Annotated in this window: 10 protein-coding genes; 4 read left to right on the top strand and 6 right to left on the bottom strand. The window is 72.1% G+C overall.

Going from position 1 to position 14,683, the window contains the following annotated elements; translation table 11 throughout:
* Nucleotides 1-326: 326 nt before the first annotated feature.
* On the bottom strand, nt 327-1,589 hold the full coding sequence (locus tag ACY34M_RS24985) for an MFS transporter (RefSeq protein WP_462720529.1): 1,263 nt from the start codon (nt 1,587-1,589) through the stop codon (nt 327-329).
* A 247-nt stretch (nt 1,590-1,836) separates the two neighbouring features.
* Between ACY34M_RS24985 and ACY34M_RS24980 the strand changes: the two genes are divergently transcribed.
* Nucleotides 1,837-2,736 carry a helix-turn-helix transcriptional regulator gene (locus ACY34M_RS24980; protein ID WP_462720528.1) on the top strand — a complete coding sequence of 300 codons (900 nt, stop codon included), beginning with the start codon at nt 1,837-1,839 and terminating at the stop codon, nt 2,734-2,736.
* A gap of 220 nt (nt 2,737-2,956) precedes the next feature.
* On the opposite strand, the gene ACY34M_RS24975 is transcribed toward ACY34M_RS24980, so the two are convergent.
* Together ACY34M_RS24975 and ACY34M_RS24970 are read right to left on the bottom strand one after the other, a co-directional pair.
* Nucleotides 2,957-3,133, bottom strand: coding sequence for a hypothetical protein (locus ACY34M_RS24975; protein WP_462720527.1), 177 nt, complete (start codon nt 3,131-3,133; stop codon nt 2,957-2,959).
* Between the two features lie 145 nt (nt 3,134-3,278).
* Nucleotides 3,279-4,103: an SAM-dependent methyltransferase gene (locus ACY34M_RS24970; protein ID WP_462720526.1), complete on the bottom strand. Its 825-nt coding sequence runs from the start codon at nt 4,101-4,103 to the stop codon at nt 3,279-3,281.
* Nucleotides 4,104-4,246: 143 nt separating this feature from the next.
* Here ACY34M_RS24970 and ACY34M_RS24965 point away from each other — a divergent pair, with 143 nt between their 5' ends.
* Nucleotides 4,247-5,107: a GNAT family N-acetyltransferase gene (locus ACY34M_RS24965; protein ID WP_462720525.1), complete on the top strand. Its 861-nt coding sequence runs from the start codon at nt 4,247-4,249 to the stop codon at nt 5,105-5,107.
* An 18-nt stretch (nt 5,108-5,125) separates the two neighbouring features.
* Here ACY34M_RS24965 and ACY34M_RS24960 read toward each other — a convergent pair whose 3' ends face one another.
* Together ACY34M_RS24960 and ACY34M_RS24955 are read right to left on the bottom strand one after the other, a co-directional pair.
* A complete protein-coding gene (locus tag ACY34M_RS24960; protein WP_462720524.1) occupies nt 5,126-5,908 on the bottom strand; it encodes a crotonase/enoyl-CoA hydratase family protein in 783 nt (260 codons plus the stop codon).
* Between the two features lie 23 nt (nt 5,909-5,931).
* The gene (locus ACY34M_RS24955; protein ID WP_462720523.1) at nt 5,932-8,205 is read right to left on the bottom strand and encodes a glycoside hydrolase family 3 N-terminal domain-containing protein; all 2,274 of its coding nucleotides are present in this window, start codon (nt 8,203-8,205) and stop codon (nt 5,932-5,934) included.
* A gap of 173 nt (nt 8,206-8,378) precedes the next feature.
* Here ACY34M_RS24955 and ACY34M_RS24950 point away from each other — a divergent pair, with 173 nt between their 5' ends.
* Nucleotides 8,379-10,268, top strand: coding sequence for an ABC transporter ATP-binding protein (locus tag ACY34M_RS24950; protein WP_462720522.1), 1,890 nt, complete (start codon nt 8,379-8,381; stop codon nt 10,266-10,268).
* A 12-nt stretch (nt 10,269-10,280) separates the two neighbouring features.
* Here the strand turns inward: ACY34M_RS24950 and ACY34M_RS24945 are convergent, their stop codons facing one another.
* Nucleotides 10,281-11,630, bottom strand: a complete 1,350-nt coding sequence (locus ACY34M_RS24945; RefSeq protein ID WP_462720521.1) for a serine hydrolase domain-containing protein — start codon at nt 11,628-11,630, stop codon at nt 10,281-10,283.
* 202 nt (nt 11,631-11,832) lie between these two features.
* Here ACY34M_RS24945 and ACY34M_RS24940 point away from each other — a divergent pair, with 202 nt between their 5' ends.
* Complete coding sequence (locus ACY34M_RS24940) at nt 11,833-14,595, top strand: helix-turn-helix transcriptional regulator (RefSeq protein WP_462720520.1); 2,763 nt, start codon at nt 11,833-11,835, stop codon at nt 14,593-14,595.
* Nucleotides 14,596-14,683 lie beyond the last annotated feature (88 nt).

Raw genomic sequence — 14,683 nt, 5'->3', positions numbered from 1 at the left:
TGAGTGCGCGGCAGGGGACGCATCCGGAGCGGTCGCTGAGAGTGCCGGAGGGGCAGCCGTATCCACCAGTACCGCCTGGAGGACATGGGCCGGCCCCCTACCCGCAAGACGTGCGAGGTGGAGAATCGCGAGGTCAGCAAGGCCGCAAGGCCTTGGAGCGGAACGCGAGGGCGGCCATCGCGAAGTTCGCGTGGCACGGGCGCGAGCGCCCCGGCTTGCTGCCGGGGGCGGTCTCCGAGTAGGGCGCGCGCCGTCATCCGGTCGCCCCTGTTGTCCGGGCCCTGCCTTCGCGGTGCTCCAGGTGGGGAGTGTGAGGGCGGACCGGTTCAGGTCTGTGGCGGCGTCGCTTCAGCCGTCTTCCGCGCCGCCGGGACGGGCACGTCGGGTCCGCCGCAGGTCACCGTGCGCGTGGTGTCGCGCCTGGTGGTGACGGCCAGGGCGATCAGCGGCAGCAGGGTCAGAGCCGCGAAGGCCGCGCCGACCACGGCGGGTCCCGTCACGCCGAGGGAGGAGGCGAGCGCCTGCCCGGCCAGCGCGGAACCGGCGGCGATGCCGGTGTTGTACGCGGACGTGGTCAGCGCGGAGGCCAGGGTCGGGGCGTCGCCCGCGATCCGGACGGCGAGGGCGGTGACGACCGGATTGATCGTGAACCCGGTCAGCGCCATGAGGAAGACCAGGGCGACGGCGGCGGCCGGGGCGGTCGACAGCGGGATCAGCAGGAGCAGGAAGACCGCGGTCGCCGCGGCGGCCGGGATCGTCGTGGCCATCGGGCGCCGGTCTCCGAACCGGCCGCCGACCGCGGTGCCGCCGAGCGCGCCCGCACCGAAGGCGAGCAGCACCAGCGGCACGGCGCCGTCCGGGATGCCCGCACGGTCGGTGAGCAGCGGAGCGATGTACGTGTAGACGGCGAGAACACCGCCCATGATCAGTACGGCCGAGGCCAGAGCCAGCCACAGCCGGCCCTGGCGCAGCGCCCGGATCTCGTCCCGTACGGAGACCTGCGCACGTCGCTCCGTGCGGGGGACGAACCGGCCGATGACGGCGGCTGCCAGGGTGGCCAGCACTGCCAGCGCCCAGAAGAGTCCGCGCCAGCCGGTGACGTGACCGGCCAGCGATCCGGCGGGGACGCCCACGACATTGGCCAGGGTCAGTCCGCCCATCATCACGCCGACCGCCCGGGTGGCGTGCGCGGGTCCGGCGGCGGTGGTGGCGATGACGAAGCCGACGGCCCAGAACGCCCCGGTGGCCAGCGCGGTCACGAAGCGCGCCGCAAGGACGACGGTGAAGGAACTGGTGAGGGCCGCGACGACGTGCCCTGCGGCGAAGACCACCAGAGCGAGGACGAGGGTGAGGCGCTGGGGCAGGCGCAGGGTGGCGAGGGCCATGGTCGGGCCTCCGACGATCATGCCGACGGCGAAGGCGGTGATCAGTAGGCCTGCGTGGGAGACGCCGACCCCGAGGTCGGGGGCGATGTCCGGGAGGATGCCGGCGACGACGAACTCGGTCGTGCCCATCAGGAAGGTGCCGGCGGCGAGCACCCACACGACGAAGGGCAGCTTGCCCGGCGTGCGAGCGGCGGGAGCGGACATGGCGGGAACTACTCCTTGGGATCGGCGAACGGGGAGCGGGGAGCGGCGAGCGGGGAGCGGGGAGCGGCGAGCGGGGAGCGGGGGAAAGGGCCGGGTGTGCCGGGAGGCGTGCCGGATGGGGACACGGCCGGGCGGCGAGCGTCGCGTCATCCAGGAAAACCGCTGCTCGCGCGCGGAGCGAGGCACGGTCGAGGGGTGTATTGCCAGTACATCCCTTCCGCCGCGGGCGGGACGTACCGTCGAAGACGTGGACAACCAAGCAGAGGTCCGCGAGTTCCTGACCTCGCGGCGAGCCAAGATCACTCCCGAGCAGGTGGGCCTGCCGTCCGGCAGCCGACGCCGGGTGCCCGGTTTGCGCAGGAGCGAGGTCGCCGCCTTGGCAGACATGAGCGTGGAGTACTACTCCAAGTTGGAGCGCGGGAACCTCGCCGGTGCCTCCCCGGCCGTCCTGGAGGCCCTCGCCCGCGCCCTGAAGCTCGACGAGGCGGAACGCGCCCACCTGCTGAATCTCGCGCACGCCGCGGACGGCTCTGAGGCGCTCACCCGGCCCCGGCGGCGCACTCCTCAGTGGAAGGCGCACCGCAGCCTGCAATGGGTCCTGGACGCCTTCACCGCGGGCCCGGCCTTCGTCCGCAACGGGCGCATGGACGTCCTCGCCACGAACCGGCTCGCCCGCGCGTTCTACGACGACGTCTTCGCCACGCCCCACAACCAGGCCAACCTGGCCCGCTTCAACTTCCTCGACCCCGCCTCACGGCGCTTCTACCCGGACTGGGAGCAGGCCGCCGACGTCGCCGTGTCGATCCTGCGCACCGAAGCGGGCCGCAACCCCCACGACAAGGGCCTGCACGACCTCGTCGGCGAGCTCTCCACCCGCAGCGACGCATTCCGCACCCGCTGGGGTGCCCACAACGTCCGCCACCACGGCACCGGCACCAAACGCTTCCGCCACCACGCCGTCGGTGACGTCACGCTCGCCTACGAGGGGCTTGAGATGGCCGCCGAACCGGGCCTCACCCTCACCGTCTACACCGCGGAACCCGGCTCGCCCTCCGAAGAGGGGCTGCGCCTGCTCGCGACGTGGGCCGCCACACAGGACGCGGCGGTCTCGGCGGAGACGTCGACGACAGGCCCGCAGACGGGCTGACAGCCGTACGGCGAGGGGTCTCCGCACGGTTAGGGGTCTCCGCTCGCGGCGGCATACCCCCTGTGGAATGGTGAATGGGCGAAATGACCCATTCCTCCCCAGGAGGTCCCATGTCCTCGAAGCGTCGTAGAAAGAAGAAGGCGCGCCGCAAGCACGCGGCGAATCACGGGTCCAGGCCGCAGTCCTGATCCGGGCTGCGGGGGCGGCCGTGTGAAGGGGGTCACGCGTGGTGCGCGACTCCGCCTCCGACCGCGGTCGCCCACTCCGTGACCAGCGTCTCGTACTCGGCGCGGTCCTCGGAGCTCAGGTGCCCACCCGTGCGCGCCCAAAGGTCACGAATCTGGTCGTTGACCACGTCGGCGGAGCGGACGGTGCGTGGTGCTGGGATGGTGGACATGTGAACGAGAGTAGGGGATGCGCACGCCTATTCGCTGCGGTCCGTCACGTGGGTATCGCCATGTGTGAGTTTCGTCATTCCTGCCCGGGCGATGACGCGCGCCCCTCTCAAGTCACCCCACCCCGCACACCACTTCGGTTCTCCTTCAGTTCTTGCGGCCCACCGCCCCGTACATCGGCACCGGGGAGTCGTCCCGGTCCTCGTCGACGGCCAACTCCGGGTGCCAGTCCGGGAGCCAGACCACTCCGGGGTCCAGAATCTCCAGACCGGTACCTGTGAAGAACTTCGTCATGTCCTCGTGCGTCCGCGGCGCGAGCGTGACCCCGCCGGCCGCGTACATGTCGATCGCCTGCTGGGTGCGCGACGGGTCGAAGTCCGCGGCCACGTGCGACAGAACCAGATGGCTGTCCGAGGGCAGCGCGTCCACGAAGGTGCGCACGATGTCGTACGCGCCCTGCTCGTCGGGGATGAAGTGCAGGAGTGCGATCAGGGACACGGCGATCGGGCGCTCGAAGTCGAGGATCTCGCGCGCCAGTTCCAGGATCCTGTCCGGTTCCCTCGCGTCGGCCTGGACGTAGCGGGTGACCCCCTCCGGCGTGCCGCGCAGCAGCGCCTCCGCGTGCCGCAGCACGATCGGGTCGTTGTCGACGTACACGACGCTCGCCCCGGGCACCGCGCGCTGCGCGATGCGGTGCAGGTTCGGCTCGGTCGGGATGCCGGTGCCGATGTCCAGGAACTGCGTCACACCGCGCCGCGCGGCGAGCATCCGGGTCGCCCGGTGCATGAACCAACGGTTGTGCCGCGCCGCGTACTTGGCCGTCGGCTCCAGCGTGACGATCTGCCGGCCGAGCTCCTCGTCCACCGGGTAGTTGTCCTTGCCGCCGAGGTACCAGTCGTACAGCCGCGCCGGGTGCGGCCTGCTGGTGTCGATACGCGGAGGTGTGGGGGAAGTGTCGGGCGTTGAGGGCATGGGTGGCGGCAACTCCCTTGTCGTCCGGTGCCGTTCGGGCGGGTGTACGAGCATCCTGCCGTACGGGTAGGAGGTATGTGGCCGCAATGGGAAATAAGAGAGGATTGCGGGCCCCAGTGGAATCCGAGACAGGAGCACCGCGCATGAGCGACGTCCCCCAGCGTCCCGCACGCCTCGACATCTCGCGGGCCACGCTCGCAGACTGGCCGGTAATCAGCGGTTGGGCCGCCGACGAGGGCTGGAACCCCGGCCTCGCGGACGGGACGAGCTTCTTCGCCCAGGATCCCGACGGGTTCTTCCTCGGCCGGATCGACGGCGAACCGGTCTCTTCCGTCTCCGTTGTCAACTACGGCGCCGACTATGCCTTCCTGGGCTGCTACCTCGTCCGTCCCGACCTGCGCGGACTCGGGCACGGCATCGCCACCTGGAACGCGGGCCTCGCGCACGCGCAGGGGCGCACCGTCGGCCTCGACGGCGTCGTCGACCAGCAGGACAACTACCGCAAGTCCGGCTTCGAACTCGCCCACCGCACCGTCCGGTTCACCGGGATCGCGAGCGGTGGCGGCCCGGCCGTGCCCGCCGAGGGCATCGTCCCGGTCGAGGGCGACCTCGCGCCCGTCCTCGCGTACGACAGCGCCTGCTACCCCGCGGACCGGCCCCGCTTCCTCGAATCCTGGCTGACCACGAAGGGGCACGTGGTGCGCGCCCGCGTCGTCGGCGGGCGGATCACCGGGTACGGCGTGCTGCGCGAGGGGCGGGACATGCCGCGGATCGGGCCGCTGTTCGCGGACACGCCGGACGACGCGCGCGCCCTGTTCGACGCGCTCGCGCCCGCCGGGCGGCCGGTAGGCGTCGACGTACCGGCGTCGAACGCGGAGGCCGTCGCCCTCGCCGAAGAGCGCGGTCTGGTGCCGGGGTTCGAGACGGCCAGGATGTACACCGGTCCGGTCCGGGCGTTCGCCGCGGAGCGGGTCTTCGGGGTGACGACTCTCGAACTGGGGTGAGGCACGCGCGACCCCGGTTCAGTGCCGCTCCGGCCCGTGCTCCTCGAACGATCCGTGCCGACCCGCCCCTGCGGCGAACCGGCCCGCGCCCTCCAGCGCGCCGCCCAGGACACCCGTGCCGTAGCGGAGTTCGGCGTCCATCGCCGCCTCCTCGTCCCGGCCGTGCTGCTCCCGCAGCGAGGCCCGGTCGCTGCGCAGGCAGTCCTGCGGGAAGCCGGCGAGCCGCGCCGCCAGCTCCTGTGCCGCCGTGCGGGAACCGCCGGGCGGCACGAGACGGTTCGCGAGACCGATCTCGTACGCCTCCCGCGCCTCGACCGGACGGCCGGTCAGGATCAGATCGCTCGCGCGGCTCTCGCCGATGAGACGGGGCAGACGCACCGTGCCGCCGTCGATGAGCGGGACGCCCCAGCGGCGGCAGAAGACGCCGAACACCGCGTCCTCCTCGGCGACCCGCAGATCGCACCAGAGGGCGAGTTCGAGGCCGCCCGCCACCGCGTGCCCGGCCACGGCCGCGATCACCGGCTTCGTCAGGCGCAGGCGGGTCGGGCCCATCGGACCGTCCCCGCCCCGCTCCACCCGGTTCCCGCGCTCCGTGCCGATCGCCTTGAGGTCGGCGCCCGCGCAGAACGTGCCGCCCTCGCCCCACAGCACGGCGACCCGCGCCGTGTCGTCGGCCTCGAACGCGCGGAACGCGTCGGCCAGTTCGTCCGCCGTCGGCCCGTCGACCGCGTTGCGGGCCTCGGGGCGGGACAGGACGACGGTGGTGACCGGGCCTTCGCGTTCCACGCGGACGGACGACATGACAGAACCCTTCGGCCGGACGGCTAGCTGACGGTGAGCTTCAGCTTCGCATCCGCCGTCGAGCTGTTCCCCACATACAGGTCGAACGACCCCTCCTCGACGCGGAATTCGCCACCGGGATCGTTCGTCCAGAAGCCGAGGTCCTCCGCGCCGAGCCGGAAGCGGACCGTCGTCGACGCACCCGCGTCCAAGGCGACCCGCTTGAACCCGCGCAGCCTGCGCACCGGTTGGGTGAGCGAGGCCGCCACATCGCGCACGTACAGCTGCGCGACCTCGTCGCCGGGGCGGGAGCCGGTGTTGCGGACCTCGACCGAGACCTCGAAGGTGTCGCCCTTGCGCAGGGCGGCCGCCGGGATCGCGGAGCGGCTCAGCTTCGGCGCGGAGAACGCGAACGTCGTGTAGCTGAGGCCGTACCCGAAGGGGAACTGCGGCGTCGGCGGCAGGTCCAGGTACTTCGATGTGTACTTGTTGTCCTTGTCGTACGGGCGGCCCGTCGACTCGTGGTTGTAGTGGATCGGGATCTGGCCGGTCGTGCGCGGGAAGGACACCGGGAGCTTGCCGCCCGGGTTCACCTCGCCGAACAGGACGTCGGCGATCGCGCTGCCCGCCTCGATGCCCGGATGCCAGGCCTCCAGGACGGCGGGCGCGCTGTCCAGCCAGTCGCCGACGGTGAACGGCCGGCCGCCCACCAGGACCACCACGAACGGCTTTCCGGTCTCCGCGACCGCCGCGATCAGCTTCTCCTGCGCGCCCGGCAGCGAGATGTCGCTGCGGGCCGCGGCCTCGCCGCTCATCGACGGCGGCTCGCCGACCACCACGACGGTGACGTCCGCAGCCTCGGCCGCGGCCACCGCTGCGGGAATGCCGCCGGTGTCCTTGCCCTCGGGGTCGACGCCGCGCGCGTACGTGACCTTGGCGCCGGGCGCCGCCTTCTTCACTGCGTCGAGCACCTTCACCGAAGGGAACTTCTCGGCCGACGCGGGCACCACCCACGTGCCCAGCAGATCCGAGGAGTCGCCGAACGGGCCGACGACGGCGAGGGACGTGACCGACTTCTTCAGGGGGAGCGCACCCTGCTCGTTCTTGAGCAGGACCATCGAGCGGGCCGCCGCCGTGCGCGCCGCCTTGCGGGCGGCCGTCGTCGGCTCGTCGATCGCCTTCGACTCCTCCACGTACGGGTCGTCGAACAGGCCGAGTTCGTACTTGAGGCCGAGGACGCGCGACACCGCCTCGTCGATCCGCCGCTCCTCGATCTTCCCTGCGCGCACCAGCTTCTTGCCGTTGGTGAGGAGGTTGGTACTGGTCATCTCCATGTCGACACCGGAGTTCAGGGCGAGCCTGGCCGCGTCCGCGCCGTCCTCGGCGAAGCCGTGCGCGATCATCTCCTGAACGCCCGTGTAGTCGCTGACGACCAGTCCGTCGAACCCCCACTCCTTCTTGAGGATGTCGGTGAGCGTGTGCGGATTGCCGTGCGCGGGGACGCCGCTGATGGTGTTGAAGGAGGCCATCACCGTGGCGCAGCCCGCGTCCAACGCCGCCTTGAACGGCGGGAGATACAGATTGCGCAGCCGGGACTCCGACACGTCGACCGTGTTGTAGTCACGGCCGCCCTCCGCACCCCCGTAGGCGACGAAGTGCTTCGCGCACGCCGCGACGGTGTCCTTCGAGCCGTAGCCGGAACCCTGGTAGCCCTTCACCTTGGCGGCGGCGAACCGCGCGGTGAGGTACGGGTCCTCGCCGTTGCCCTCGGCGATCCGGCCCCAGCGCGGCTCGTGCGTGACGTCCGTCATCGGGGCGAACGTCCAGTGCACGCCGTTGGAGCGGGCCTCCTTGGCCGAGACCTCTGCGTCCGAGCGGGCCACGTCCGGGTCGAAGCTGGACGCCTGGGCGAGCGGGATCGGGAAGTTGGTCCAGAAGCCGTGGATGACGTCGAGGCCGAACAGCAGCGGGATGCCGAGGCGGGACTCCTCGACGGCGATGCGCTGCAGTTCATTGGTGGTCCTGGCACCGAAGATGCTGAAGACCGAGCCGACGCGCCCGGCCCGCGCCGCGTCCTCGACGGCCTTCGTCGTGCCCGAGCCCGGATTGAGGTCGTAGGACCAGGGGAGCTGCTGGAGCTGGCCCAGCTTCTCTTCGAGAGTCATACGGGCGAGCAGGCTCCGGACCTTGCTCTCGTACGGGCGCGGCGGCCTCTTCACGGCGGCGTTCGCACCAGTGGACTGGCTGGTCATGACGGCGCCGGTGGCGGCGGTGACGCCGATCGCGGACAGCAGTGTACGTCTGTGCAGCTCAGGCATGCCTTCGCTTCCCGATCGTACGGGGCCCGCAACTTGTGTGGCGGGCACAAGAATTGAAGCGAAGTTACGTTCCGGTTACTGGAGGGTCAAGAGGTGCGACCGGGGTGTCGGCGCGCTCGGCCGTACGACATGTGCTTGACCTCAACATTGGTTGAGGTCCTAGCGTCTTCGGCATGAGCATGGAGACCACAGCCTGGACGCAGCTGCACAGCGTCATGAATGCCCAAGACGGCGGCCCCAAAGGCCGCCCCTTCGCCCGCACGACCCTCAGGAGGATCGCCGCCTTCGCCCGGCCGCACCGCCGCCGCATCGCCCAGTTCGTGTTCCTGAGCATCCTGACCGCGCTGCTCGCCGTCGCGACACCGATGCTCGCCGGGAAGGTCGTCGACGCGATCGTCGGCGGTGACGACCAGGGGCACGTCATCCGCCTCGCCCTGCTCATCGCGGCCATCGCGCTCGCCGAGGCGGGCATCGGACTGCTCGCCCGCTGGCTCTCGGCGAACCTCGGCGAAGGCCTCATCCTCGACCTGCGCACCGCCGTCTTCGACCACGTCCAGCGGATGCCCGTCGCGTTCTTCACCAGGACCCGCACGGGAGCCCTGGTCAGCCGCCTCAACAACGACGTGATCGGCGCCCAGCGCGCCTTCAGCAACACCCTGTCGGGCGTCGTGAGCAATGTCGTCACGCTGCTCCTGACCCTGGCCGTCATGCTCACCCTGTCCTGGCAGATCACCCTCCTCGCCCTGCTGCTCCTGCCCGTCTTCGTACTGCCTGCCCGCCGCATGGGCTCCCGGATGGCCCGCCTCCAGCGGGAGGCCGCCGCGCACAACGCGGCCATGGGCACACGGATGACCGAGCGGTTCTCCGCGCCCGGTGCCACGCTGATCAAGCTGTTCGGGCGACCCGGCGACGAGTCCGCCGAGTTCGCCGAACGCGCACGCCGGGTGCGCGACATCGGTGTCCGCACGGCCATGGCGCAGTCGGCGTTCATCACCGCGCTCACCCTGGTCTCGGCCCTCGCGCTGGCGCTGGTGTACGGCCTCGGCGGCTACTTCGCACTCTCCGGAACCCTGGAGGCCGGCGCGGTCGTCTCCCTGGCGCTGCTCCTCACCCGCCTGTACGCGCCGCTGACCTCGCTCGCCGGTGCCCGCGTCGAGGTCATGAGCGCGCTCGTCAGCTTCGAGCGGGTCTTCGAGGTGCTCGACCTGAAACCGCTCATCGAGGACAGGCCCGATGCCCGCGAGGTCCCGGAAGGCCCGGTCGCCGTCGAGTTCGACGACGTCCGCTTCGGCTACCCGTCCGCCGACAAGGTCTCCCTGGCCTCCCTCGAAGAGGTCGCGTCCCTCGACACCCGGGGCGGCGCAGAGGTCCTGCACGGCGTCTCCTTCCGGGCCGAACCGGGCCAGACGGTGGCGCTCGTCGGCTCGTCCGGCGCCGGAAAGTCGACCATCGCGTCGCTGCTGCCGCGGCTCTACGACACCGACGGCGGGGCCGTGCGGATCGGCGGCCTGGACGTCCGCGAGGTCAGCGCCGCCTCGCTGCGCGGGACGCTCGGCATGGTCACGCAGGACGGCCACCTCTTCCACGACACCGTCCGCGCGAACCTGCTGCTCGCCCGCCCCGAGGCGGACGAGACCGAGCTGTGGGACGTCCTGCGGCGCGCCCGCCTCGACGCGCTCGTCCGCGAGCTGCCGGACGGTCTGGACACGGTCGTCGGCGAACGCGGCTACCGGCTCTCCGGCGGCGAACGCCAGCGCATGACCATCGCCCGGCTGCTCCTCGCGCGCCAGCGCGTCGTCATCCTCGACGAGGCCACGGCCCACCTGGACAACACGTCGGAGGCGGCGGTCCAAGAGGCGCTCGCCGAGGCGCTGGAAGGCCGCACCGCGATCGTCATCGCGCACCGCCTGTCCACCATCCGCTCCGCCGACCAGATCCTCGTGGTGGAGGAGGGGCGCGTGGTGGAACGCGGCACGCACGAGGAGCTGGTGGCACGTGAAGGCCGCTACGCGGAGCTGTACCGGACCCAGTTCGGCGGGGCCGAGGTGGTGGAGGCCGCGTGAGGCGACCGGCCGCTACAGCAGCCCGGGAAGGGCCCGTACGTTCTGCACAAGACCCTTCGTGGGCACGGTCCCGTCGCAGAACACGATGTTGCAGTGCGGGTTGGTGACCGTGTCGCTGAGCAGCACGGCGGGATCCAGGTAGTTCCGGGGGTTCACGTCGAGGTGGAGCGGGTCGCCGGGGTAGGGGCCGGGGTCGGGGACGTGCGCGTCCTCGACGCCCGCCATCAGCATCCGGAAGAACGTCCACTGCATTTCGTCCGGTGCCGATCCGAGCAGCACGGGCGGGTCGAGGGCGATGCTGCCGAAGTAGCCGGTGGTGACCACGGTCATGTCCAGGCTGGGGATCATGATCGCCAGTTGGCCGCCGGTGCCGTTCATCTCGTAGGCGTCGGGCGGTGCCGAGGGGATCGCACGGCGCTGCAAGGTCTGCGCGCCGGGAATGTCCGCTCCGGTGCACGGTTTCCCGCGGTTGCTCCAGAACAGCAGCCCGTAACAGCCGTTCGTGGCAGTGGGCCGGCCGACCGCCTCGACGTACGAGGCCGGTACGACCCGGGAGCCGTTCCAGCGACCGTGGTTGCTCATCAGCAGGGCGAGGCGGGCGAGTTGCGGGGGAGTGAGGAACAGATGGGCGTAGCCGTAGGCGAGCCCCGACCGGTCCCGCAGCCAGAAGTAGCTGCCGGGCTCGATGCCGATCGGGCCGAACAGGTTCTTCTGCGCGAAGGCCACGAGGTCCTGGTCGACGGCGCGCTGGACCACGTAGGCCAGCAGGGCGGGGCCGAGCTGGGAGTACTGGAACGTGGTTCCCGGTCGGTGCACGAACGGCTGGGCGAGCGCCTCCTGCGCGAGATGCGGATCCGTTCCCGTGGTGGCGGCCTCGGCCAGGATGGACTGCCGCAGGCCACTGGTCTGCGTCAGGAGCTGTCGTACGGTGATGGCCCGGTGCGCGGCGTCGCCCCAGCCGGGGCCGGTGGGCAGGTACCGGTCTATGGGGTCGTCGAGGCGCAGCTTGCCTTGGCCGACGGCGATGCCGGTGAGCATCGACACGACTGACTTCGTCCCGCTCCACAGGTTGTTGTGCACCGCCCCGCCGACGGCTTCGACCGGATCCGTGGCGACCAGGCAGTTGTTGCGGAAGACCTGCACGGACAGGCGCAGTCGTGTGCTCAGCGTGGTGACGGCGGCGGCGACGCGGGCGGCGTCGAGATTCTCCTGCGCCGGAGTGGCGGTGGCGAAGGAGCCCGAGGCCGACGGAGTACGGCAGACCTTCGGTGCGGTCGTGGCGGAGGCGGCGTTGCCGGGGGCCACCGCGACACCGGCCACCAGTGCGCACGTCAGGACGATCCGGACCATCAGTCTTCGCATGCTGACCTCTTCCTCACGCCGATCGGCCGGCGGCCGTCCCTCGGTCGCGGACCGGCCGAGCGTGAGTGTGGCATGTACATGTACGGAAGTGGTGATGTGCGGGTGAACGGCCGCAGGCGGTGTCGTGAGGTCGACAACACCGCCGCGGCAAAGGCCAGTTGACCACTCACGCCGCCACGTGACCGGGGATTACCCTGACCGCATGCTGGTGGGCCGTACCGCGGAATGCGCGCGTCTCGCGGATCTCGTCGACGGAGCGCGCACCGGGCACAGCGCCGCCCTGGTCGTCCGCGGCGAGGCGGGCATCGGGAAGACCAGCCTGCTCGCCTACGCCGAATCCGTCGCCCGCGACCACACCCGGCTGCGCACCCGCGGCATCGAGGCGGAGTCCGAACTGCCGTACGTGGGCCTCGCGGACCTGTTCCGGCCCGTCACCGACCACCTGGACCGGATCCCGGAACGGCAGGCCGCCGCCCTCACCGGCGCGCTCGCCCTCGGCCCCGCCGTCGCGCAGGACCGGTTCGCGGTGGCCGCCGGAACGCTCAGCCTGTTGGGTGCGGTCAGCGAGTCGGGCCCTGTCCTCATGGTCGTCGACGACGCGCAGTGGCTCGACCCGTACTCCCTGGACGCCCTCGCCTTCGCGACCCGCCGCCTCGGCCGCGAGGGTGTGGTCGCCCTCTTCGCCACCCGCGACACCGATGCGGCCGCCTCCCGCCTGGCGCCCGTGGAATCGCTCGGCCTGCGGGGGCTCGACGCCGCAGCGGCCCGCGCCCTCGTCGCCGAGGAGGCCGCCGAACCGCTCTCCGCGCACGACGTCCAGTGGCTGCTGTCCGAGGCCCGCGGCAACCCCCTCGCCCTCGTCGAGCTCCCCGCCCTGCTCGCGCACGGCGGCCACCGCCCCGACACCGGCGCCCCGCTGCCCATCGGCGACATCCTCGCCCGCACCTTCCACAGCGCCATCACCCGGCTCCCCGCCCCGACGCGGGACGCCATGCTGCTCCTGGCGGTCCTCGGCCCGCGCCCGCTCGCCGGGACCGAACGCGTGCTGCGCGCCCACAAGTTGACCTACGCGGACCTCGAACCGGCCGAGCGGGCGGGCCTGATGACCGTGGAAGAAGGCGCGTACGTCTTCCGGCATCCGCTCGTCCGCTCCGGCGTCTACCACGGCGCGAGCGCCGTCCGCCGCTGGCGCGCCCACCGCACCGTCGCCGGGGCCCTCCAGGGCGCCCGCGCCCCCGCCGCACTCGAACGCTACGCCTGGCACCTCTCCGAATCGGGCGCGGACCCGGACGAACAGGTCGCCGACGCCCTCGCCCGCGCGGCGGCCGGTGGCCCGGCCAGCCTCACCTTTCCGCTCGCCGCCCGCCTGTACGCCCACGCGGCCCGCTTCACCCCCGACGACGAGGGCAAGGCCCGGCGTCTGCTCGCCGCCGCCCGCGCCGCCCAGGCCGCCGGCTCCCTCGACGAGGCCGCCGACCTGCTGGACCGTGCCCTCGACCACGCCGCCCAGGAGCGCACCCGCCTGGATCTGCGCCAACTGCGCTGCTACATCGACATCCAGCGCGGCCGCCCGGCCCGCGCGCGTGAGCAGCTGCGCGCCGCCGTCGGCGCCGCCCGCCGTGTCGATCCCGCGCTCGCCGCCGTCATGCTCGGCGGCCTCACGCTCACCGAACTCGCCATCGGCGACCTCACGGCGGCCCGCGCCACGTCCGCCGAGTCGATGCAGCTCGCGGACGCGTTCGGCGACGTCGCGGAGGCACTGCCGGTCCGTCTCCTGCACGCGCTCGTCGAACTCCTCGGCGGCGACGCGGAGAACGGCCGGGCCCTGCTGCACGACCTGGAGAAGCCGCTGGCCGCACCCGACCTCGCCTTCCCCTACCCGGTCTCCGGCGTCGGCGGCCTGTGCTACCTGGCCACCGAGGAGTTGGACGAGGGCCACGCGCTGCTCGACCGCGCGGTGCACGCGGCCCGCTCCTCCAGCACGGTCGGCCTCCTCGCCCACCTCCTCGGCACGCTCTCCGTCGTCGAGTTCTGGCGCGGCGAGTGGACCGCCTCGCTCGCCCACGCCGACGAGTCCGTCCGCCTCGGCGAGGACACCGGGCGGGTCCTCGAGGTGTGCCGCGCCCTGGCGGCCCAGGCCCGCACCGAGGCCGTACTGGGCCGGGAGGCGGACTGCCGCACGCACGAGGCGCAGTGCGGCTCCCTGGCCGCGGACGCCGAACTCCCCATGGACGCCGCACGCGCGCGCGGCGCGCTCGGCCTCCTCGAACTGGGCCTCGGCCGCTACGAGGAAGCCGCCGCGCACCTGGAAGAGGTACGCGCCTTCTCCCTCGCCAACGGCCGCGGCGACGGCCTCTACCTCTCCTGGGCCGCCGACCTCGCCGAGGCCTACGTCCATCTGCACCGCACCGACGAGGCGTACGAGGTGCTGCGCGTCCTGGAACACGAGGCGGCACGCGGAAAGCGCCCCATCACCGCCGCCGCGGCCGCCCGCTGCCGGGGCATGCTGGAACCCGCTTACGTCGTACGGCACATGGACCGGGCCCTCGCCGAACTGGCGGACATCCGCGCCCCCTTCGAGCGGGGCCGCACCGACTTCGCGTGCGGCGAGCTGCTGCGCCGCCTCGGTAGGCGCAGCGAGGCCCGCCGCCGACTGCACCGCGCCCTCACCGCCTTCGAACGCCTCGGCGCCGCGGACTGGGCGTCCCGTGCCGCCGCCGAACTCCACGCGGCGGGCGGCGAGCGCGTCGACGCGGGCCCCACCCCGCTCGACGTCCTCACCCCGCAGGAACTCCGCGTGGCTCTGGCCGTCGGCCGCGGTGTCACCAACCACGAGGCCGCGGAACAGCTCTTCCTCAGCGTCAAGACGGTCGAGTTCCACCTCGGCAACGTCTACCGGAAGCTGGAAGGCGTGCACCGCAGGGCCCAACTCGTGCGCCTGCTCAGCGAGTCGGCGCACCCCTGACGTACGGCCGGGTGCCCGGCGCGGGCACGACCGTGGGGGTGCCCGTATCGGGCACCCCCCGTCCCCCGTATCCCCCGTGGGGATCCCC

The sequence above is a fragment of the Streptomyces sp. EDA2-14 genome, from assembly GCF_054963755.1.
This window is presented reverse-complemented; position numbering and strand designations above follow the sequence as displayed.

What these genes read in the sequence shown, in the direction of transcription:
- ACY34M_RS24985 (WP_462720529.1), bottom strand. Translation starts at nt 1,589, where the DNA reads ATGTCCGCTCCCGCCGCTCGCACGCCGGGCAAGCTGCCCTTCGTCGTG.
- ACY34M_RS24975 (WP_462720527.1), bottom strand. Translation starts at nt 3,133, where the DNA reads ATGTCCACCATCCCAGCACCACGCACCGTCCGCTCCGCCGACGTGGTC.
- ACY34M_RS24970 (WP_462720526.1), bottom strand. Translation starts at nt 4,103, where the DNA reads ATGCCCTCAACGCCCGACACTTCCCCCACACCTCCGCGTATCGACACC.
- ACY34M_RS24965 (WP_462720525.1), top strand. Translation starts at nt 4,247, where the DNA reads ATGAGCGACGTCCCCCAGCGTCCCGCACGCCTCGACATCTCGCGGGCC.
- ACY34M_RS24960 (WP_462720524.1), bottom strand. Translation starts at nt 5,908, where the DNA reads ATGTCGTCCGTCCGCGTGGAACGCGAAGGCCCGGTCACCACCGTCGTC.
- ACY34M_RS24955 (WP_462720523.1), bottom strand. Translation starts at nt 8,205, where the DNA reads ATGCCTGAGCTGCACAGACGTACACTGCTGTCCGCGATCGGCGTCACC.
- ACY34M_RS24950 (WP_462720522.1), top strand. Translation starts at nt 8,379, where the DNA reads ATGAGCATGGAGACCACAGCCTGGACGCAGCTGCACAGCGTCATGAAT.
- ACY34M_RS24945 (WP_462720521.1), bottom strand. Translation starts at nt 11,630, where the DNA reads ATGCGAAGACTGATGGTCCGGATCGTCCTGACGTGCGCACTGGTGGCC.
- ACY34M_RS24940 (WP_462720520.1), top strand. Translation starts at nt 11,833, where the DNA reads ATGCTGGTGGGCCGTACCGCGGAATGCGCGCGTCTCGCGGATCTCGTC.